Below are 20,605 nucleotides of genomic sequence, written 5' to 3'. Positions count from 1 at the left end.
CCGGCCTCGCCTAAGAACCTAGAGTGCAACCTGCTGGGCGGCGTTCAGCGCCTTGATCAGGCGCTCGTCCTGGCCATAGATATCCGGACGGAAGAACACATGCCCGTCGCCATCGGCCTCGGCGGTCCAGTAGGCCATCAGGATCGGCGTCCTGCCCGAGAGGCGGAACTCGTAGGTTTCGCCACGCTCCAGCAACTCGGTGACCCGCCCGCGCTCGTCCTCACTCAATAACAGGTCGATCAACTGCATGGCCGCCTCGACACGGACGCACCCCGAGCTGAAGGCCCGTGGCGCACGCCCGAACAGGTACTGGCTGGGCGTGTCATGCAGGTACACGGAGAACGGGTTGGGGAAGCGGATCGCCACCCGTCCCAGCGGATTGCCCGGCCCGGCGGCCTGGCGCAGCATGATGCCGCCCGGCCGGCTCCAGTCCACCGTGTTCGGGTCGATCGGGTTGCCCTGATGGTCGATCACGCGCATCCGGTGCTTGTCCAGATAGCCGGGGTCACGGCGAATCTGCGGCAGCTTGTCTTCACGCAGGATGGTCGGCGGCACCGTCCAGGTCGGGTTGAGGGTGAGACGGTTGATCACCGACTTCATCGCCGGAGTCTGCCGCGACGCCTTGCCCACCTGGGTGCGCGTCTGCCACAGCGGGCGATAGTCGCGCAGGAACACCAGTTGCCCGCCGGTGATATCCACCAGCAGCGACTGCGCCTCGATATCCCGGGCGAACCAGCGGAAGCGTTCCAGGTTGATACGCACCTGATCCAGCCGCCGCGACACACTGGCATTCAGCTCCGCCAGGGTCCCGGTGCCGATCAGCCCGTCATCCAGCAAGCCATGGGCATGCTGGAAGGCGCGCACGCCAGCCACCAGCCCCGGCGTATAGCTCTCGGCGGCGGCCTCGGCCTCTTCCTGCACCACGAACCCTTCGGCCTGCAGGCGCTCGCGCAGGAGTGGAATACGCGCATCGCTCATTCCGGGCCGCAGGGTCGGCCCCGTCGGGACCACGGGCCATTCGCCATGGCGATTGGTGACGAGCCGGGCATGCGCCGCCCGCAGGTTGCGGTACTGCTCCAGCACGGGCCGCGCCAGATCGAAAGCCTGCTCCGGCCGCGCCAGGCCGATGCCGGCGATCTCCAGCAAGCGTTGCTGGTCGGCGGCGGCGGAGGGCTGCTGACTGCGCCACAACGGCTCCTGGCGGCTCTGCTGCAACTGCCCGAAGGTCAGGTGCTGCAAGGCCAGCAAGTAGGCATGACTGGCCAGCAGATCGGTGCACTCGCGTGCCAGCGGCTCAGCGGGTGGCGACTGCAGGCGCTGGCGGATCACATCGCCCCGGTAGAGTTGCGGATTGAGGCCGTCATCGCCCAGCAACTGCAACTGCTCCAGCAGTTCGGCGAGGGTGGTGTCCTGCCAGAGCACCTGCATGGCATTGGCGTCGTAGAAGGCCAGCAGGCGCTCGCGGGCCACCGCATCGAACTCCGGCGGCATCGGGCATTGCCCCGACAGCGCCTGCACCAGGGGCGACGTTACGCTCGCCGGAGCGCTCGGCGTGTCGGCCAGCACCATCGGGGAAGCCAGCAACCAGGAGAACAGGCCGAATGCGCATGCTTTGTACACTGTGTCACTCCATGTAATGGGAAATCCGCTGCGACATCCTGTCCGAAGCCTTCATCCAGAGCAATCGAAGGGCACCGCGACAAGACGAAAGTGGTGAATGACGCCATGGCCTCCAGGCCTGTCACGCCCCCGCCATGAATGACGCGGCCTCTTCGCGAAGCCAGTCGATGAACGCCTGGACTTCGGGGCGCTTGCGCCGTTCAACCGGGGTGACGATGTAGTAGGCGAAGCGAGCGGGCCAGGGCTTGTCCAGCGCCACCACCAACTGCCCGGAGGCGAGGTCGTCCCGGACATGGCTGTCCTGCACCAGCGCAATGCCCTGCCCGGCGATTGCGGCGCGCAACAGCAACAGGTCCTCGTCGAAGCTGGAACCACGCTGGGCTTCGCTGCCCGCATCGACACCGTGCGCCTGCAACCAGAGCGCCCAGTCAGAGCGGTCGGAGTCCTGCAACAACGGATAGTTCAGGCAATCCGCCGGCTCGCGAATGCTCGGTCCTCCGGCCAGCAGCCCGGGGCTGGCCACAGGCAGCAGTACGGGTGCCATCAGCGGAATCGCCTCGAGCCCTGGGTAATGGCCCAGCCCATGGCGCAGGGCAATGTCGACCGCATCACGCCGAAAGTCCACCAGCCGCGAAGACGCTTCCACGCGCACCTCGATACCAGGGTGGAGTGCGTTGAAGCGCCCGATACGTGGAACCAGCCAGGCGGAAGCGAAAGACGGCACGGTGCTGATCGTCAGGCGCTTTTCGGCGGAAAACGCTTCCAGAGTGGCGAGGGACGACTCGATCAACTCGAAGCCACGCAGCAATTCGGAGTGCACCCGCGCACCGGCTTCGCTGAGGCGAACGCCATGGCGCCCACGCACCAGCAACTCCAGCCCCAGACGGTCCTCCAGCAGACGAATCTGCTGGCTGATGGCACCCGGCGTAACCCCCATGCGCTCAGCCGCCGCCTTGAGACTGCCCAACCGTCCCGCTTCACAGAAGGCTCGCAGAGCCAGCAGTGGCAACACAGCACCCATCGCACCATACCTTTAGAAAAACTGATTCAAGAGGGCAGAATCGATCGTTTTTGCCGATTGCCCAGGGTGACTAGGATAGCCCGCATTAACCAACAGAACAGAGGCATTGGCAAGAAATGGAGACACCAGACCTGACGCTCTATACCGATAGCTCACCTAATGGATTCAAGATCACCATCGCCCTGGAGGAACTGGGCCTGCCCTATGCCCTCGAGCATGTGCACATCGACCATGGGGAACACCGGCGCCCCGCGTTTCTCGAGCTGAACCCCCACGGGCGAATTCCCGTCCTGCGCGACCACAAGGCCGGCATCACGATTTTCGAGTCCGCTGCGATCCTGCTGTACCTCGCACAGATCAGCGGGCAACTGCTGCCCAACATACCCGAGGAACGCTGGGCCGCCATCACCTGGCTGATGTTCCACAGTTCGAGCATGGGGCCGATCCTGGGCCAGCGCGTGCACTTCGAATGCTTCGAAGACAGCCCCACTCCCGCCGCCATAAAGCGCTATCGCCGACTGACCGAGGAAGCGTTCGCCACGCTGGACCATCGCCTCGACGGGCGTACCTGGCTGGCGGGCGAAACGTACTCGATCGCCGACATCGCCACCTTCGGCTGGATGCACATCGCCCACCTGATCGACTTCGACTTCAGCCACTACCCGCACCTGAGCCGCTGGTACGAACGCACCGCCCTGCGACCGGCCGTCCAGCGCGGCATCACCCTGCCAGCACCCGCCACCGGCCCATGACCCCCTTCGACCGAGCCATTGCCATGAACCAGACGACGCATCCAACGGACCGTATCCAACGCGGCGCAGACGCCAGCGCCTTTGCCAACCATCCCGGCTATCGGCGCATGTTCGCCCCCGACCAGTTGACGCTGGGCATCTTCCTGCCCCTGCGTTTCTATAACGGCGACATGGCGGTGCTGGCCGGCCAGGCCGAACTGGTCAGCGAGATAGACCGCCGGGGCTTCGCCGCCGTGTGGGTACGCGACGTGCCGTTGTTCGACCCTTACTTCGGCGACGCCGGCCAGGTGTTCGACCCCTTCACCTACCTGGCCTACCTGGCCGCGCGCACCCGCACCATCGCCCTCGCCACCGGCAGCGCGATCTTCTCGCTGCGCCACCCGATCGACCTGGCCAAGGCCGCCACCACCCTCGACCGACTGTCCGGTGGCCGCCTGGTCATGGGCATCGCCTCGGGCGACCGCCCGGTGGAGTTTCCTGCCTACGGCCTGGAACACGAACAGCGCGGCGAACGCTTCGCCCAGACCCTGGGCTACTTCCGCCAGCTGCTGCAGGAACAGACACCCTCCATCGACTCGCCCCTGGGCCTGCTGGAGGGTGCCCGCTTCCTGCCCAGCCCGACCTGCGGGCGTATCCCGCTGATCGTCACGGGCTCGTCCAGGCAGTCGATGCAATGGTTGGGAGAACAGGCCGATGGCTGGCTGACCTACCCCGAGTCGACCCAGAACCTCATGGGGCCACGACGCCTCGCGGAAAAGGTGCGCAACTGGCGGGCGCACATCCCTGGCGGCGGCTTTCGCCCGCACATGACCAACGAATGGATCGACCTCACGGAAGACCCGGACTTCCCCCGCACACCGCTGCAAGGCGGCTATGTGCTCAAGACCGGTCGCAACGGGCTGATCGAACTGCTCGGCGAATGGCGTGATGCCGGCGTCAACCATGCGGCCCTGGGCATCCAGATGGCCGAGCGCCCCGCCGCCGATATCATCCAGGAGCTGGCCGAGGACGTGCTGCCGCTGTTTCCCTCGCTGCCCGGGCCTGCGCCACACCCGCAACACTGGTAACAACCGCCATGGCCAGGCCATGGCGCACCACCTGCACGGAGAACCCGGATGTCGCCATTGTTCAAGGACTGCCTCGATTGCCATCTGGGCCGTGTGCATCTGCTGCTCGACCGCCATGGCGCCCTGGTCAGGCTCGACTTCGGCATACCACCCCTGCCCTCACACCAGGCTGCCTACCAGCAGGCAGTGGAGGACCGGGGCCTGTCGGCCACCGCCCGGCAACAACTGCATGAATACTTCGACGGCGCTCGCCAGGCCTTCGACTTGCCTCTGGCACCCGTCGGTAGCGCATTCCTGCGGGCGGCCTGGGCCAGGCTCGCGCACATCCCCTACGGCACGACGACCACCTATGGCGCCCTGGCCAGGGCAATGGGCACCTCGGCCCGCGCCATCGGCATGGCCAATGCCCTGAACCCGATTTCCATCGTCGTGCCCTGCCATCGTGTCATCGCGGCGGACGGCAGCCTGTCCGGCTACAGCGGCGGCCTCGACAAGAAGCACGGACTGTTACTGCTGGAGGCGCAACACGCCGGGCAATGGCTCTGGTCATAAGGCCGCGAACCCACGGCATTGCCCTGATCGCCCACGCGCTCAGGCAGAATAGCCCCATGACGCCCCCATCGAACCCAAGACGCCAGCCCCAGCAGGGATTTATCCTGACTCGCCACTGGCGCGACACGCCGACGGGCACGGAAATCGACTTCTGGCTGGCCACAGACCAGGGCGCCCGTTGCGTACGCCTGGGCGATCAGGTGTCGGTCGCCTTCATTCCCGCCGAACAGCAGGCACTCGCCGAGCGCTGTCTGGCGCAGGAAGCGGGCGTCGAGCTGAAACCGCTGCAACTGCGGGACTTCCACCAACGCCCCGTGCTCGGCCTCTACTGCCGCCAGCATCGCCAGTTGCTGAACCTGGAAAAACGCCTGCGCAGCGCCGGCGTGGACGTCTACGAAGCCGATATCCGCCCGCCCGAGCGCTACCTGATGGAGCGCTTCATCACTGCTCAGGTCGCCTTCGAAGACCAACCGGAAAGCCCCGCCCTGCTGCTCGACGCACCGCTCAAACCCGCCAGCGGCTATCGCCCGCAGTTGCGCCTGGTGTCCCTGGATATCGAGACCAGCATCGACGGCGATCTCTACTGCATCGCCCTGGAGGGCTGCGGGCAGCGCCAGGTCTATATGATCGGCCAGGTACAGCCCCCTGCAGACCTCGATTTCCAGTTGGACTGCTGCAGCGACGAACGCGAGCTGCTGGAAAGGCTCGGGCAGTGGTTCGAGCGCCATGACCCGGACGCCATCATCGGCTGGAACCTGGTGCAATTCGACCTGCGCGTGTTGCAGCAGCACGCCCGGCGCCTGCAAATGCCTCTGCAACTAGGGCGGGGCGGCGAGCCCATGGGCTGGCGCGAGCATGCCAAGGGCAACCACTTCTTCGCGGAAATCCCCGGACGCCTGGTGATCGACGGCATCGAGGCGCTGCGCTCGGCGACCTGGAGCTTTTCCTCGTTCAGCCTGGAGAACGTCGCCCAGGAACTGCTGGGCGAAGGCAAGGCCATCGAGACGCCCTACCAGCGCATCGACGAAATCCGCCGCATGTTCCATGAGGACAAACTGGCGCTGGCCCGCTACAACCTGAAGGACTGCGAACTGGTCACGCGCATCTTCGCCAAGACCGAGCTGCTGCGCTTCCTGCTCGAACGCGCCAGCGTCACCGGCCTGCCGGTGGACCGCAGCGGCGGCTCGGTGGCGGCCTTCACCCACCTCTACATGCCGCTGATGCACCGCCAGGGCTTCGTCGCCCCCAACCAGGGCGAGAAGGCGCCCGAAGCCAGTCCCGGCGGCTTCGTCATGGACTCGCGTCCGGGGCTGTACGACTCGGTGCTGGTGCTGGACTACAAGAGCCTCTACCCGTCGATCATCCGCACCTTCCTGATCGACCCCATCGGCCTGCTGGAAGGGCTGCGCCAGCCGGACGACCAGCACTCGGTCGCCGGCTTCCGTGGCGCCCGCTTCTCCCGCACCACCCACTGCCTGCCGGCCATCGTCGAGCGCGTCTGGCAAGGGCGCGAGCAGGCCAAGCGCGAGCACGACAAACCGCTGTCCCAGGCCCTGAAGATCATCATGAACGCCTTCTATGGCGTACTTGGTTCCAGCGGCTGCCGCTTCTTCGACACCCGCCTGGCGTCCTCCATCACCCTGCGCGGGCACGAGATCATGCGCCGCACCCGCGAGCTGATCGAGGCCCAGGGCCACCAGGTGATCTACGGCGATACCGACTCGACCTTCGTCTGGCTCGGCCACGCCCACGATGACGCGAGCGCCGAAGGCATCGGCAAGGCCCTGGTGGCGCGGGTCAATGAGTGGTGGCGCGAACACCTGCGGCAGGCCCATGGCCTCGACAGCGCCCTCGAACTGCAATACGAGACCCACTTCCGGCGCTTCCTGATGCCAACCATCCGCGGCGCCGACGAAGGCAGCAAGAAACGCTACGCCGGCCTGGTGCGCAAGGCGGATGGCAGCCAGGAGGTGGTCTACAAGGGCCTGGAAACCGTGCGCACCGACTGGTCGCCGCTGGCGCAACAGTTCCAGCAAGGGTTGTACCTGCGCATCTTCACCGGCCAGCCGTACCGCGACTATGTGAAGACCTTCGTGCAACGTACCCTGGCCGGGGAGCAGGACGAGCTGCTGGTCTATCGCAAGCGCCTGCGCAGGAAGCTGGACGACTACCAGCGCAACGTACCGCCGCACGTGCGGGCCGCGCGCCTCGCCGACGAATACAACCTGAACCAGGGCCGTCCGCGCCAGTACCAGAACGGCGGCTGGATCAGCTACGTGATCACCCTCGCCGGCCCCGAACCCATGGAAAAACGCAGCGCGAACATCGACTACGAACACTACCTGTGCAAGCAGTTGCAACCGATCGCCGATGCCATCCTGCCCTTCGTCGACGACGACTTCGGCCAGTTGGTGAACAGGCAACTGAGCCTGTTCTGAGCGTGTCGGCATGCACGGCGCACCCTACGGCGGAACCCGAAGGGTCGGGGTGACTGCGACTTCCAGCCGATACAGCGAGCGCCAGGCATTACCTAGAATCCGAGGCTCGAACCGACAGCGGAGTCCTCATGGATACGCTCTTCCTGTACGCCTGCGCCATCCACGGGCAGGCCAGCCCGTGCAGCATCACCGAGAGCCATGAAGTTCGTTCGAGCTGGCAGGACGACGATTGCCTGACGCTGAGCGCGGCAATCACCTACCACTTCGCCGATGGTGCCGTGATCCGCCGTACCGTCGAGCAGGACGAATGGCCCGACGATAACGCTTGCGGCGAATGCTGGATCACCTATGAGGTGCTGCAGCATGCCGATGCGGCGCCGATACAACCGCCCCACCGGCATTTCGACAATGCCTGCCGCGAACGACGCTGGCTCGGCCACCAGCGCTTCCAGTGATAGTGGGTCAGCTCGGCAGGGCGGCGACCACGGACAGTTCGACGAGGATTTCCGGCTCGCACAGCTTGGCCTGTACCGTGGCCCGTGCCGGCGCCACGCCTGCGGGCAGCCACTGGTCCCAGACCGCATTCATACCCTCGAAGTCGGCCTCGATGTCCTTGAGGTAGATGGTCACCGACAGGATGTGCCGCACATCGGTGCCCGCCTCGCCCAGCAACCGCTCGATATGCGCCAGGGTTTCCCGCGTCTGCTGCGCGATACCGGCACTCATGTCGTCACCGACCTGTCCGGCCAGGTAGACCGTACCCTGGTGGATGACGATCTGGCTCATGCGCTCATTGGTGTGCAGGCGTTGTATGGGCATGCTTGCGTGCTTCCTGTTGTGATCCGTAGCGTTGAATGTCGAGCCCCTCGGTACTGATCTGCGGCTTCTTGCGCGCCAGCAGATCGGCCAGCAGGCGCCCGGAGCCGCAGGACATGGTCCAGCCCAGGGTGCCGTGGCCGGTATTGAGGAACAGATTGCGATAAGGCGTGGCGCCGATGATCGGCGTGCCATCCGGCGTGGCCGGGCGCAGGCCGGTCCAGAAGGTGCCTTGCGCCGCGTCGCCGCCATGAGGATAGAGATCGCCGACCACCATTTCCAGGGTGGCGCGCCGACGCGGATCGAGGCTCAGGTCGAGGCCGGCGATCTCCGCCATGCCACCGACGCGGATGCGCTGGTCGAAACGGGTGATGGCGACCTTGTAGGTCTCGTCGAGGATGGTCGAAGTCGGTGCCATGCCAGGGTTGCTGATCGGCACCGTCAACGAATAGCCCTTGAGCGGGTAGATCGGCGCATGAATGCCCAGCGGACGCAGCATCTGCGGGCTGTAGCTGCCCAGCGCCAGCACGTAGTGGTCGGCACGCTCCAGCTTGCCATCGATCCACACGCCATCGATGCGGTCGCCCGCATGCTCCAGCCGCTCGATGTGCTGCCCATGACGGAACTCCACGCCCAGCCCGATGGCCATTTCAGCCAGGCGGGTGGTGAACAGTTGGCAATCGCCGGTTTCATCGTTGGGCAGGCGCAGGGCGCCACTGAGCTTGTGTGCGACCCGCGCCAGCGCCGGATCGGTGCGGGCGATACCTTCACGGTCGAGCAACTCGTAGGGCACGCCGGAGCGTTCCAGCACGGCGATATCCTTGGCGGCACCGTCCAGTTGCGCCTGGCTGCGGAACAACTGCATGGTGCCCAACTGGCGCCCTTCGTAGGCGATGCCGGTCTCGCTGCGCAGCTCGTCCAGGCAGTCGCGACTGTACTCGGACAAGCGCACCATGCGCTCCTTGTTCACCGCATAGCGGGCCGCCGTGCAGTTGCGCAGCATCTGCGCCATCCACAGGTATTGCTGGACATCGCCGGTCAAGCGGATCGCCAGCGGAGCATGGCGCTGCAACAGCCACTTGATCGCCTTGAGCGGTACGCCCGGCGCGGCCCAGGGCGAGGCATAACCCGGCGATACCTGCCCGGCATTGGCGAAACTGGTCTCCATCGCCACGGCTGGCTGGCGGTCGACCACCACCACCTCGAAGCCGGCACGGGCCAGGTAATAGGCGCTGGTGGTTCCGATCACACCACTGCCAAGCACCAGAACACGCATCGCAAACTCCTCACCCTGTCGGGACATTCTCTAACGGCACGATTGCGATGAGTATAGGCAGGATCAAGCAGTGTATTTACCTGTTTAAAAAGCTATATTTGCGCTTAATTCACGCCAGTAACGTTTTATCAGGAGCAAATATAACCATGCGAACCCGCCGCCAGACCCAGCGTGAACTGGACAAGATCGACCGGCAGATCCTGCGGCTGTTGCAAGTGGAAGGGCGCATGCCGTTCACCGAACTGGGCGAGCGCGTCGGCCTCTCCACCACGCCCTGCACCGAACGCGTACGTCGCCTGGAACGCGAAGGGATCATCATGGGCTACTCGGCGCGCCTCAACCCGCAGCACTTGAAGGCCGGCCTGCTGGTGTTCGTGGAGATCAACCTGGCCTATAAGTCCGGCGACATCTTCGAGGAATTCCGCCGCGCCGTGCTCAAGCTGCCCCATGTACTGGAATGCCACCTGGTGTCAGGCGACTTCGACTACCTGGTCAAGGCGCGGATTTCCGAAATGGCCTCCTACCGCAAGCTGCTCGGCGACATCCTGCTCAAGCTGCCCCATGTGCGCGAATCCAAGAGCTATATCGTCATGGAAGAGATCAAGGAGTCGCTGGAACTGCCGGTGCCGGACTGAAGCCCGTCCGGCAGAAGACACCAAACCTCTCTTGTAGGGTGCGCCACGCGCACCTGAACGTACCGCACGGCCATCCCTGGTGCGCACGGCACACCCTACGCCCACCAGCAGCGGGTTCGTGTCGCGACGCTAGGCTTCGTGCGGCGTCACCCGCGGCGCGATCATGTTCTCCGGGCGCAGGATATCGGCGAGCGAGGCCTCGTCCAACAGCCCTTCCTCACGTACCAGTTCCAGCACGCCACGACCACTGACCAGGGCTTCCTTGGCGATACGGGTGGAGTTCTCGTAGCCGATATAGGGGTTGAGCGCGGTGATCAGACCGATGGAGTTCTCCACCAGCGCCCGGCAGTGCGCCTCGTTGGCGGTGATGCCGTTGATGCAGTGCTCGCGCAGCATGTCCATGGCCCGCTGCAGCAGGTTGATCGAGTCGAGCACCTTGTAGGCGATCAGCGGCTCCATCACGTTGAGCTGCAACTGCCCGCCCTCGGCGGCGATGGTCAGCGACAGGTCGTTGCCGATGATCTCGAAGGCCACCTGGTTGACGGCTTCCGGGATCACCGGATTGACCTTGCCCGGCATGATCGAGCTGCCCGGCTGGCGCGCCGGCAGGTTGATCTCGTTGATACCGGTACGCGGGCCGCTGGAGAGCAGGCGCAGGTCGTTGCAGATCTTCGACAGCTTGACCGCCAGGCGCTTGAGCATGCCGGAGAACAGCACGAAGGCGCCCATGTCCGAGGTCGCCTCGATCAGGTCGGCGGCGGGCACCAGCGCCTGCCCACTGATCGCCGCCAGACGCTCGACCGCCAAGCGCTGGTAGCCGGGATCGGCGTTGATCCCGGTACCAATGGCGGTGCCACCCAGGTTCACTTCGGTCAGCAGTTCCGGCACCAGCGTGCGCAGGCGCGCCAGGTCTTCGCCCAGGGTGGTGGCGAAGGCATGGAACTCCTGGCCGAGGGTCATCGGCACCGCGTCCTGCAACTGGGTGCGGCCCATCTTCAGCACATGGGCGAACTCCACGCCCTTGCCGGCGAAGGACTGGATCAGGCTGTCGAGGCTGGCCAGCAGGGTGTCATGCCCCAGCAGCAGGCCAAGGCGGATGGCGGTCGGATAGGCATCGTTGGTCGACTGCGCCATGTTCACGTCGTTGTTCGGGTGCAAGTGCTTGTACTCGCCCTTGGCGTGGCCCATGGCTTCCAGGGCGATATTGGCGATCACCTCGTTGGCGTTCATGTTGGTCGAGGTGCCAGCGCCGCCCTGGATCATATCCACCACGAACTGGTCGTGGAAGTCGCCACGGATGATGCGCGAGCAGGCTTCGCTGATCGCCGCGTGCTTGGCCGCGCCCAGGTGCCCCAGCTCACGGTTGGCATCCGCCGCCGCCTGCTTGACCATGGCCAGCGCCACCACCAGCTTCGGGTAGTGCGACAGCGGCACGCCGGACAGGCGGAAGTTGTTCACGGCCCGCAGAGTCTGGATGCCGTAATAGGCATCGGCCGGGACTTCGAGGGTGCCAAGAAGGTCTTTTTCGACTCGAAACAATGCAGCACAGGACATGATGGAAATATTCCATGGAAGCACGGCACACGCCGCGATAGCCCATAGACTAAGGCTTTCCGACAGAGACAGGCCAATGCTGTAAAGCGCTGCCCCATGCCGGATCGGCATGATGTGGACGTGACGTATCCTTCCCGGCGGACGTATGCTTGCGCCGCGACCGGTCGCAGGAGACACCATGAACCTCGAAACGAAATGGCTGGAAGACTTCGTCGCCCTGGCCTCGACACGCAGCTTCTCCCAGGCGGCCGCGCGCCGCTTCGTCACCCAGCCCGCCTTCAGCCGGCGCATCCGCAGCCTGGAGAACACCCTCGGCCTGACGCTGGTCAACCGCTCGCGCACGCCCATCGAGCTGACCGAGTCCGGGCAACTGTTCCTGGTCACGGCGCGCAGCCTGGTGGACCAGCTCAGCGACGTGGTGCGTCACCTGCACAACCTCGAAGGCCAGCAGGGCGAAGTGCTGCAAATCGCGGTGGCGCACTCGCTGGCCCCCGGCTTCTTCCCGCAGTGGATCGCCCAGTTGCGGCGTGAGGGCCTGCCGTTGAATACGCGCCTGCAGGCGACCAACGTCGGCGACGCGGTGCACGCCCTGCGCGACGGCAGTTGCGACCTGATCATTGCCTACTACGACCCGGACGCCGCCTTGCAGATGGACCCGGAGATATTCCCCTCGCTGCACCTGGGCAACACCGACATGCTGCCGGTGTGCGTGGCGGGCGAGAACGGCCAGCCGCTGTTCGACCTCGAAAGCGGCCAGGTGGTGCCGCTGCTGGCCTACAGCGCCGGTGCCTTCCTCGGGCGCTCGGTCAACCTGCTGCTGCGCCAGCGCAGCCTGCGCGCCAGCACGGTCTACGAGACGGCGATGGCCGACAGCCTCAAGGGCATGGCCCTGCAAGGACTCGGCGTGGCCTGGGTCCCGCGCCTGTCGGTGCAGGCGGAACTGCAACGCGGCGAACTGCTGGTCTGCGGCGGCGAGCGTTGGCAGATCCCACTGGAAATCCGCCTGCACCGCTGCGCCCTGATCCGCAAGGCGGCGGTCCGCCTGCTGTGGCGCAAGCTGGAGGGTGGCGTTGGGCGCGAGGCCATCTGACGCCCCAGACCAACGCACTCTTCCATCCGCCGCGATCCTGCACTAACGTTACGCCGCCATAACAAAAACAATGAATCCGCGAGGTACCGCATGTCCCTCGAACATGCCTTGCTGGTCGACAGCCACGGTCGTCCGATCACCCAGCATCACCGGACCTTTTCCACCGAGTGGGACGAAATCCGCGACTGGTCGGACAAGGTCTACATGCCCTACCAGGTGAGCCCCATCGGGCGGCATATACACCCACGCTCGACCATGCACTCATCCAATATCGGCGCCATCACCCTGACGCGCTTCGCCTATGGCGTGCCCGTGACCATCCGCGACTGGTCGATGGACGCCGGCAACGCCATCCTGCTGACGACCATCGGCGGCCATGCCAGGCATTGGGGGCGCGGCACTCAACGTGAAGAGACGCGCAGCGGAGAGTCCTTCATGGTCGATTGCAGCCGCGTCGACTACCGGGTCGATTTCGACCCCGACCACCTGCAACTGAACCTGACCGTTCCCCATGAGCTGCTGGAGCGCATGGCCCTGCAATGGTTCGGCTTCGTTCCGGATGACCGCTTCTGGCAGTACAAATGCCGCATGGGCGGACTGGGATCGAGCTGGCTGAGCCTGCTCGAATACACCGCGCGCAGCATTGCCGAAGCCCCTGGCGCCGTGGCCACGGGACGTATCGGCGCACACCTGGAACAGAACCTGTGCATCCATCTGCTGCAGGAATGGGCGGCCCGCGCCGCCCAGGACGGTATCGACCTGCAGGACCCGCGCCACGCCCTCGCCCCGCGCCATGTGCGTGCGGCGGAAGCCTTCATGCGGGACAACGCCGCGATGTTGCCGACCCTGACGGAAATCGCCGAACATGTCGGCGTCAGCGTACGCACCCTGACCAGTGCCTTCCGCCGCTTCCGAGGCCAGTCGCCAGGGGACTTCCTGCGCGAACAGCGCCTGCAAGGCGTGCACAGGCAATTGCTGGCGGCAGAACCCGGCAGCGGTGTCAGCGTGTCATCGGTGGCGTTCCAGTGGGGCTACCTGAGCCTTGGCGAATTCGCCCGCCTGTACCGCCAACGCTTCAACGAACTGCCGTCGGAGACGCTGCGCAGACGGATCGGATAGAGAAAGGGCGCGGCGGTCACCCGCCGCCCCCTGCACGCGACAGATATCAGAAGGCCCACAGCAGGCGCAGGTTGAAGCGCTGGTTCTCCTTGAAACCGTTCTCGACGGCAATGTCCTGGCCATAGTTGGCCAGTACCTGGACCGCCGGACTCAACCAGTAGGACGCACCGACCAGGTACTTGCTGGTATCGGGACGGTCATCCTGCCCGCGCCCCTCGACTCGGCTCTCGCCGCCCCACAGGCGCGACGCTCCGACATGCAGCGACAGCGCTGGCGTCACCTGGTAGCGCAGGTAGCTCTGGGCCTGCCAGAGCGGCTTCTGCCGCAGTGTCAGCCCCTGGCCAGTGAAATCATCGTTCTTGCCGAACAGGGTGACATCCCCTGTCAGGTCGAGTGACAGACGCTCGCTCAGGCCCGTGACATAGCCGCTCTGCAGGTTCAGCTTCCAGCGGTTCTCGCCCAGGTTGAGCGCATCGTCGCGGTCATAGCGCCCCGTGGGCAGATAGAGGTACGGCGTGATACCCCAGTAGCGGTTGCGCTCCGGATCGTTGACCAGCCACAGGCTGGACGCCAGGATCAGGTCACCGATGCCACTCGCCTCGCCCAGTGCCTTGTGGTCACGCTGGCCCTCCATACGCCCGAACGGCAGCAGGAACTGCGTGTTCAGGGTGTAGCCGCCCACTTCGAAGTAGTGCGCACCGCGCAGAATGCCGATCTCCGAATCCAGCCCCGCACGCAGGGGCTGCTTGTGGCCATCGGCATAGACGCTGCGCCGCTCGGCGTGCTGTAAATAGAGCAACAGCATGCTGGAGCCGGCCGGCAGCGCCGCCGTGTACTCGCCTGCGTCGACATCCAGTGCCTGTGCCGTTTGCCACAGGGCAGGCAGCAGGGTCAGCGCAGCAACCGCCGCACTACGGCGGGGCGATACGAAACGTTGAGAGTTCATGGGTCACCTTTCTTTTCATTGTCGTGGTGGTATGAAGCGCCGTTCAGCCACGCAGGCTGCGGTAAACCTCGGTCTCGAATGCCAGGTAGCCGTCGACCGAGGCCGGGTCGATGAACGGCAGGATCTGCGTGGCCCAGTAGCCACCGATGCCATTGCGGCGATCGATCCAGTAATAGAGATTGGCCAGCCCGGACCAGGCCAGGGAACCGGCAGGACGTCCGGTCGGCGCATCCTCTTCGTTGACCATGAAGCTCAGCGCCCAGGACTTGGGCATCCCTGGGAAGAACTCGACCGGATTGGAGAGCGTCGGGATGGCGCCAGGCAGCGCCTTGATCTTCAGCTCGCCCAGGCCATTGCACTCGGCCATGCGCACGGTTTCCGGACGCAGCACGCGGCCATGCTCGCCCTGTCCTTCGTTGAGCCACATACGGATAAAGCGACAGTAATCGCCGGCAGTGGAATACAGCCCGTGCCCGCCCATGTGCACCTCCGGCGCCTGTGGCAGGACGAAGTCGTGCAGCGCGGTCAGGCTGCCATCGGCCTCACGCTGGTGCATGCAGGCGCGCCGCTCGGCCATCGACGGCGTCATCACGAAGGCACTGTCGTGCATGCCGAGGGGCTCGAAGATACGCGCACGCATGACATCGCCCAGGCGCTGGCCGGTCACGGCCTCGACCACCAGCCCGGCCCAGTCGATGTTGGTGCCGTACTCCCAGCGCTCGCCGGGTTCGAACAGCAGTGGTGTGCGCAGCGAATCCAGCGTGGAACCTATGATGCTCGGCTGCCCGTGTTCGGTCGCCAGGCGCCGGTAGTCCTCGTTGAAGAAGTCATAGCCGAAGCCGGCGGTATGCAGTAGCAGCATGCGCGTGGTGATGTCGCGCCGTGGGGCGCGCAGGCGTGGATTACCCTCGGAATCGAAGCCGTCCAGCACCTTCAGTTCGCCGATCTCGGGAACGTAGCGGCGCGCGGGTTCATCGAGGTCGAGCCGGCCCTCCTCCACCAGTTGCAGGACCGCCGTGGCGGTGATGGCCTTGGTCGTGGAGAAGATGGCGAAGACACTGTCATCGGTCATGGCCTGCGCCTGGTCCGACGCACGTTGCCCGGCGGCACCCGAATAAAGCAAGCCTTCTCGATCGGTCACGGCTGCGACGACGCCGGGTACGCCACTGGCGCCATCGACGGATTGCTGGAGGATCGCATCGAGGGAAGAAGCGAGGGGTTGTTTCATTATTGTTGTTCTCCTGGTGTCGCACCGACCGCAGCACGACAACCCTGTCGGTCGATGCTGGTGGTAGTCGCCAGGCGATTGCCCGACAAGGCGAGGTTAGGAGAACGTCCGCTGGCCGCGCTGTCTGGCGCCGGCAAAGGCTATCGGAATCGGGCGGCTATCTACGGCTACAGGCCGAGCTTCTTCACCTTGTCGAACAGCGTCGTCTTGGCCATGCCCAGCGTCTGCGCCGCCTGGCTGAGGTTGCCGCCATGGCGCTCCAGGGTGTCGCCGAGCAGGTTGCGCTCGAAGGCTTCCACCGCCTCGGCGAAGCTCGGGCCATTGCCATCGGGGGTCTGGTCGCTCTTCTTGAACACCGGCAGCCCCAGGGCGAAACGCTCGGCGACGTTACGCAGCTCGCGCACGTTGCCGGGCCAGTCATGGGCCATGAGCGTGGCGAGGGTATGGCGATCCAGCTCCCTCGGGCTACGGTCGAAGCGCAACGCCGACAGTTGCAGGAAATGCTCGAACAGCAGCGTGATGTCTTCGCGGCGCTCGCGCAGCGGCGGCAGCTCCAGGGTGACCACGTTGAGCCGGTAATAGAGGTCGCTGCGGAACTGCCCGGTCTTGCCCAACTCGTCGAGGTCGGACTTGGTCGCGGCGATCACCCGGCAATCCACCGCGATGGACTGGTTCGACCCCAGCCGCTCCAGGCTGTGCTCCTGCAGGACGCGCAGCAGCTTGATCTGCAAGGCGACGGGCATGCTCTCGATCTCGTCGAGGAACAGGCTGCCGCCATGGGCATGCTCGATCTTGCCGATCCGCCGCTTGCCCGCGCCGGTGAAGGCATGCGCCTCGTGGCCGAACACCTCGCTCTCGAACAGGCTCTCCGGCAGGCCGCCGCAGTTGAGTGCGACGAACTGCCGGTCATTGCGCCGACTGAAGTCGTGCAGGCAGCGCGCGACCAGCTCCTTGCCGGTGCCAGTCTCCCCTTCGATCAGCACGTTGGCGTCGGTGTCGGCGACGTTCTCGATCAGCGCCCGCAGCTGCTGCATCGCCGGCGAACGTCCGATCAGCCGCTGCTCCAGGGCCTGGCGCCCGGCCAGTTGCCGGCGCAGCGACGACACTTCGCGGGCCAGACAGCGTTGCTCCAGGGCACGGCGCGCGACGTCTACCAGTCGCTCGGGGGAAAACGGCTTCTCCATGAAGTCATAGGCGCCATCGCGCATCGCCGCGACCGCCATGGAAATATCACCATGGCCGGTGATCAGCACCACCGGCAGGCCCGGATCGCGCTGCTTGAGGCGGGCCAGCAGGGCCAGGCCGTCCATGCCCGGCAAGCGGATGTCGCTGATGACGATCCCGGCGAAGTCCTCGCCGATACGCTGCAAGGCTTCCTCCGCGCTACCGACACCGACGCTGGGAATATCCTCCAGCGCCAGCGCCTGCTGGCAGCCGAGCAGGACATGGGCATCATCCTCGACGATCAGGACGCTCAGGGTCTGGCTCATGCTCCGATCCTTTTCAGGCACAGAATGAAAGCGGTGCCGCCTTCGGGCGGGTGGCGTACCGTCAGGCTGCCGCCGGCCGCCGCCGCCAGGCTGGCGGACAGCGTCAGGCCGAGGCCCAGGCCCTGTTCGCCCGGCTTGGTGGTGAAGAACGGCTCGAACAGGTGGATGCGCAACTCCGGCGAAATACCCGGGCCATTGTCGCGCACCTCCAGCCGGTACTGGCCGGCACTGGCGGCGCCGCTCAGCCACAGACGCCGCTCGGGCTGCTCACCCATAGCATCCAGGGCATTGGCGATCAGGTTGACCAGGATCTGCTCCAGGCGGGTCTGGTCGATGCCCAGGCGAGTGCCGCCGTCGCTTTCGATCTGCCGTTCGATCTGCACATCCAATCGCTGCAAGCGCGCATGCAACAGGAACAGGGCGGCATCCAGCGCCTTCTCCAGCTCGGCCTCGCCCTTGTCGTCGGAACGCCGGGCGAAGGCGCGCAGGCTGGCGGTGATCTTGCCCATGCGGTCGACCAGTTCGCCGATCGCCTGCAGGTTGGCACTGGCGGTGTCATGGGCACCGCGCTGCATGAAGCGCACGGCGTTCGCCGACAGCGTACGCAAGGCAGCCAGCGGCTGGTTCAGTTCGTGGGCGATGCTGGTGGACATCTGCCCGATCACCGCCAGCTTGCCGGCCTGCACCAGTTCGTCCTGGGTCTTGCGCAGGTTGCTTTCGGTCTGCCGCCGCTCGCGAATCTGCCCCTTGAGACGTTCGTTGCTGGCCCGCAGGTCGGCGGTGCGTTCGGTGATGCGCCGCTCCAGTTCGTCATTCGCGTGTTGCAGCGCCTCCCGCGCCGCCAGCCGGGTGGCGAGCACCTTGCGCCGCTCGTTCCAGGCGATCAGCAGGAACGCCAGCAAGGCACAGGCCACCGATGCCAGGGTGGCGTGGCTCAGGGCTTCGCGGCGCAGGTCGTTCATCGGCGTCAACAGGGTCAGGCGCCAGGGCGTATCGACCAGCGCCCGGCTCTGCGCCAGGTAGCTGACCGGTTCATGGTAGTCCGGGGCATGGGTGGCGAAACTGACCTGCTCGATACCATCGCCCAGGGTCATGCTCGACAGCGGCTGCAACTCTTCCAGCGCCGACCAGTGGTATTGCAGGCTGCGCGCCAGTCGCTCGCGGGTGGCCTCGTCCAGCGGGCGCAACGACTTGAGTCGCCGCGCCGGGTTGCTGGAAAGGATGATGATGCCGTTCTCGTCGCTGACGTAGGCCTCCAGCCGCGCCCGCGCCCAGCGCTCTTCCAGGGCATCGAGCTTGACCTTGACCACCGCCACGCCGATCAGTCGCTCGCCGTCGCGCAGGCCGTGGGCCAGGTAGTAACCCGGCTCGCCCACGGTACTGCCGATGCCGTAGAAGCGCCCCGGCCGCCCCTGCATGGCATCCTTGAAATAGGCACGGAACGACAGGTCTTCGCCCAGGTAACTGTCGGCCTGCTCCCAGTTGCTGGTCGCCACCACGCGGCCCTGGGTGTCCAGCACATAGACCGCCAGGCTACCGCTGCGCAGGTTGAGACCTTCGAGGTATTCGTTGACCACCTGCCGCCGGTAGCCGGTGGGCATGCGCAGCAGCCGCCCGACGTTGGCTTCCAGTTCGAGCAGGCTGGGCAGGTAGGTGTATTTGGTGATCTCGCTCTCTACCGCGCGGGCATTGAGTTCGAGCTGGCGCTCGCCATTCTCGGCCAGGGCGCGGATGCCCGTGCGCTCGCTGAGGTGATAGCCGGCGTAACCGCAGGCCAGCACCAGCATGAGGATCGACAAGGTCGGCAGTAGATGGCGGATGGCTCGTGCTCGCATAGGCGAAAAGGCGCGCAGGGCGCGCCCTTCCCGATCAGTATTCCCAGAAGATTCGCTGCAGTTCGCGGCTGTCCGGCTTGCCGGTCAGCGCGACCATCGCCAGGATACGCGCCTTCTGCGGATTCAGGTCATGGGCCACGACCCAGTCGTTGGCATCGTCGGGCTGCTCGGCGTTGCGCAGCACGAAACCGCCCTGGTTGACCCGCGACGAGCGGATGATCTGCAAGCCTTCGCCACGCAGCGCCTTGAGCGTCGGCACCACCGGCGCCGCCACCGAACCATTGCCGGTGCCGGCATGGATGATCGCTTTCGCGCCCGCCTTGGCGAAGGCCCGATAGGCTGTGTCGTCGAGGTTGCCGTAGCCGTAGGCGATGTCCACCCGAGGCAGGCTGTCGATTTTCTCGATGTCGAACTCCGAATCCGTGGTGTGCCGCTTGACCGGCGCACGGAACCAGTAGCTCTTGCCCTCGACCACCATGCCCAGCGCGCCCCAGGGGCTCTTGAAGGCCTCGGTGCGGATGTTCACGGCCTTGCTCACATCGCGGCCGGAATGGATTTCGTCGTTCATCACCGCCAGCACGCCCTTGCCCCGGGCACTGGCATCGCGCGCCACGGCCACCGCGTTATACAGGTTGAGCATGCCGTCAGCCGACATCGCCGTGCCCGGACGCATGGAGCCGACCAGCACCACCGGCTTGTCGCTGTGGATCACCAGGTTGAGGAAGTAGGCAGTCTCTTCCAGGGTATCGGTGCCATGGGTGATGACGATGCCGTCGACGTCCGACTGCTTCGCCAGCTTGGCCACGTGCCGCGCGAGTTGCAGCAGGTTGTCGTTGGTCAGGCTTTCCGAGGCAACCTGGAACACCTGTTCGCCACGCACCCTGGCCAGGTCCTTCAACTCCGGCACACCGGCGATCAACTGGTCCACCGGCACCTTGGCCGCCTGGTAGGTGGCGCTGTTGGCGGCACTGGCCCCGGCGCCAGCGATGGTGCCGCCGGTGGCGAGGATCACCACACTGGCCTGCTTCGCCTCGACCTCGGCCGTACGTGCATGGGAGGCCTGCGGCATCAGCAGGACCAGCAGCAGCCCCAGCGGGGCGATTCGGTTCAGCAATATCTTCATCGGATATCTCCTGTAGGGTGCGCCTCGCGCACCGGGATGACGC

18 protein-coding genes are annotated in these 20,605 nt (G+C 65.6%); 8 read left to right on the top strand and 10 right to left on the bottom strand.

From position 1 onward, the window contains the following. Positions 1-18: 18 nt before the first annotated feature. Complete coding sequence (locus tag HW090_RS12395; protein ID WP_218673535.1) at positions 19-1,620, bottom strand: murein L,D-transpeptidase; 1,602 nt, start codon at positions 1,618-1,620, stop codon at positions 19-21. A 121-nt stretch (positions 1,621-1,741) separates the two neighbouring features. Continuing rightward, entirely contained in the window at positions 1,742-2,641 is a 900-nt protein-coding gene (locus tag HW090_RS12390; protein ID WP_179113812.1) for a LysR substrate-binding domain-containing protein, read from the bottom strand. A gap of 116 nt (positions 2,642-2,757) precedes the next feature. Here HW090_RS12390 and HW090_RS12385 point away from each other — a divergent pair, with 116 nt between their 5' ends. The 5 genes from HW090_RS12385 to HW090_RS12365 all read left to right on the top strand — a co-directional run bounded on the left by HW090_RS12385 (position 2,758) and on the right by HW090_RS12365 (position 7,905). Continuing rightward, positions 2,758-3,393: a glutathione S-transferase family protein gene (locus HW090_RS12385; protein ID WP_179113811.1), complete on the top strand. Its 636-nt coding sequence runs from the start codon at positions 2,758-2,760 to the stop codon at positions 3,391-3,393. 23 nt (positions 3,394-3,416) lie between these two features. Then, positions 3,417-4,460, top strand: a complete 1,044-nt coding sequence (locus HW090_RS12380) for an LLM class oxidoreductase (RefSeq protein WP_179113810.1) — start codon at positions 3,417-3,419, stop codon at positions 4,458-4,460. Between the two features lie 48 nt (positions 4,461-4,508). Further along, entirely contained in the window at positions 4,509-5,012 is a 504-nt protein-coding gene (locus HW090_RS12375) for a methylated-DNA--[protein]-cysteine S-methyltransferase (RefSeq protein WP_179113809.1), read from the top strand. A 56-nt stretch (positions 5,013-5,068) separates the two neighbouring features. Beyond that, positions 5,069-7,450: a DNA polymerase II gene (locus HW090_RS12370; protein ID WP_179113808.1), complete on the top strand. Its 2,382-nt coding sequence runs from the start codon at positions 5,069-5,071 to the stop codon at positions 7,448-7,450. A gap of 128 nt (positions 7,451-7,578) precedes the next feature. Then, on the top strand, positions 7,579-7,905 hold the full coding sequence (locus tag HW090_RS12365) for a hypothetical protein (protein ID WP_179113807.1): 327 nt from the start codon (positions 7,579-7,581) through the stop codon (positions 7,903-7,905). A 7-nt stretch (positions 7,906-7,912) separates the two neighbouring features. On the opposite strand, the gene HW090_RS12360 is transcribed toward HW090_RS12365, so the two are convergent. Together HW090_RS12360 and dadA are read right to left on the bottom strand one after the other, a co-directional pair. Next, positions 7,913-8,269 (bottom strand): RidA family protein, encoded by a 357-nt coding sequence (locus HW090_RS12360; RefSeq protein WP_179113806.1) that lies wholly within the window; start codon positions 8,267-8,269, stop codon positions 7,913-7,915. Then, positions 8,241-9,542, bottom strand: coding sequence for a D-amino acid dehydrogenase (gene dadA, locus HW090_RS12355; RefSeq protein WP_179113805.1), 1,302 nt, complete (start codon positions 9,540-9,542; stop codon positions 8,241-8,243). Before dadA ends, HW090_RS12360 begins: the two co-directional genes overlap by 29 nt. 146 nt (positions 9,543-9,688) lie before the next feature. Between dadA and HW090_RS12350 the strand changes: the two genes are divergently transcribed. Next, positions 9,689-10,177, top strand: coding sequence for an Lrp/AsnC ligand binding domain-containing protein (locus HW090_RS12350; protein ID WP_179113804.1), 489 nt, complete (start codon positions 9,689-9,691; stop codon positions 10,175-10,177). A 129-nt stretch (positions 10,178-10,306) separates the two neighbouring features. Here HW090_RS12350 and aspA read toward each other — a convergent pair whose 3' ends face one another. Further along, entirely contained in the window at positions 10,307-11,731 is a 1,425-nt protein-coding gene (aspA, locus tag HW090_RS12345; protein ID WP_179113803.1) for an aspartate ammonia-lyase, read from the bottom strand. Between the two features lie 178 nt (positions 11,732-11,909). Between aspA and HW090_RS12340 the strand changes: the two genes are divergently transcribed. Both HW090_RS12340 and HW090_RS12335 read left to right on the top strand, forming a co-directional pair. Further along, a complete protein-coding gene (locus HW090_RS12340; RefSeq protein WP_179113802.1) occupies positions 11,910-12,821 on the top strand; it encodes a LysR substrate-binding domain-containing protein in 912 nt (303 codons plus the stop codon). Between the two features lie 90 nt (positions 12,822-12,911). Then, complete coding sequence (locus tag HW090_RS12335) at positions 12,912-13,940, top strand: AraC family transcriptional regulator (RefSeq protein ID WP_179113801.1); 1,029 nt, start codon at positions 12,912-12,914, stop codon at positions 13,938-13,940. A 46-nt stretch (positions 13,941-13,986) separates the two neighbouring features. Here the strand turns inward: HW090_RS12335 and HW090_RS12330 are convergent, their stop codons facing one another. The 5 genes from HW090_RS12330 to HW090_RS12310 form a co-directional block, all read right to left on the bottom strand. Beyond that, positions 13,987-14,886 (bottom strand): transporter, encoded by a 900-nt coding sequence (locus HW090_RS12330; RefSeq protein ID WP_179113800.1) that lies wholly within the window; start codon positions 14,884-14,886, stop codon positions 13,987-13,989. A gap of 43 nt (positions 14,887-14,929) precedes the next feature. Next, a complete protein-coding gene (locus tag HW090_RS12325) occupies positions 14,930-16,114 on the bottom strand; it encodes a serine hydrolase (protein ID WP_179113799.1) in 1,185 nt (394 codons plus the stop codon). Positions 16,115-16,281: 167 nt separating this feature from the next. Continuing rightward, positions 16,282-17,556, bottom strand: coding sequence for a sigma-54 dependent transcriptional regulator (locus tag HW090_RS12320; protein ID WP_256930806.1), 1,275 nt, complete (start codon positions 17,554-17,556; stop codon positions 16,282-16,284). Between the two features lie 44 nt (positions 17,557-17,600). Then, positions 17,601-19,439 carry an ATP-binding protein gene (locus HW090_RS12315; RefSeq protein WP_179113797.1) on the bottom strand — a complete coding sequence of 613 codons (1,839 nt, stop codon included), beginning with the start codon at positions 19,437-19,439 and terminating at the stop codon, positions 17,601-17,603. 34 nt (positions 19,440-19,473) lie between these two features. Then, complete coding sequence (locus tag HW090_RS12310; RefSeq protein WP_179113796.1) at positions 19,474-20,562, bottom strand: type II asparaginase; 1,089 nt, start codon at positions 20,560-20,562, stop codon at positions 19,474-19,476. Positions 20,563-20,605: the final 43 nt, after the last annotated feature.

It is taken from the genome of Pseudomonas sp. ABC1 (assembly GCF_013395055.1).
Lineage (GTDB): Bacteria > Pseudomonadota > Gammaproteobacteria > Pseudomonadales > Pseudomonadaceae > Stutzerimonas.
This window is presented reverse-complemented; position numbering and strand designations above follow the sequence as displayed.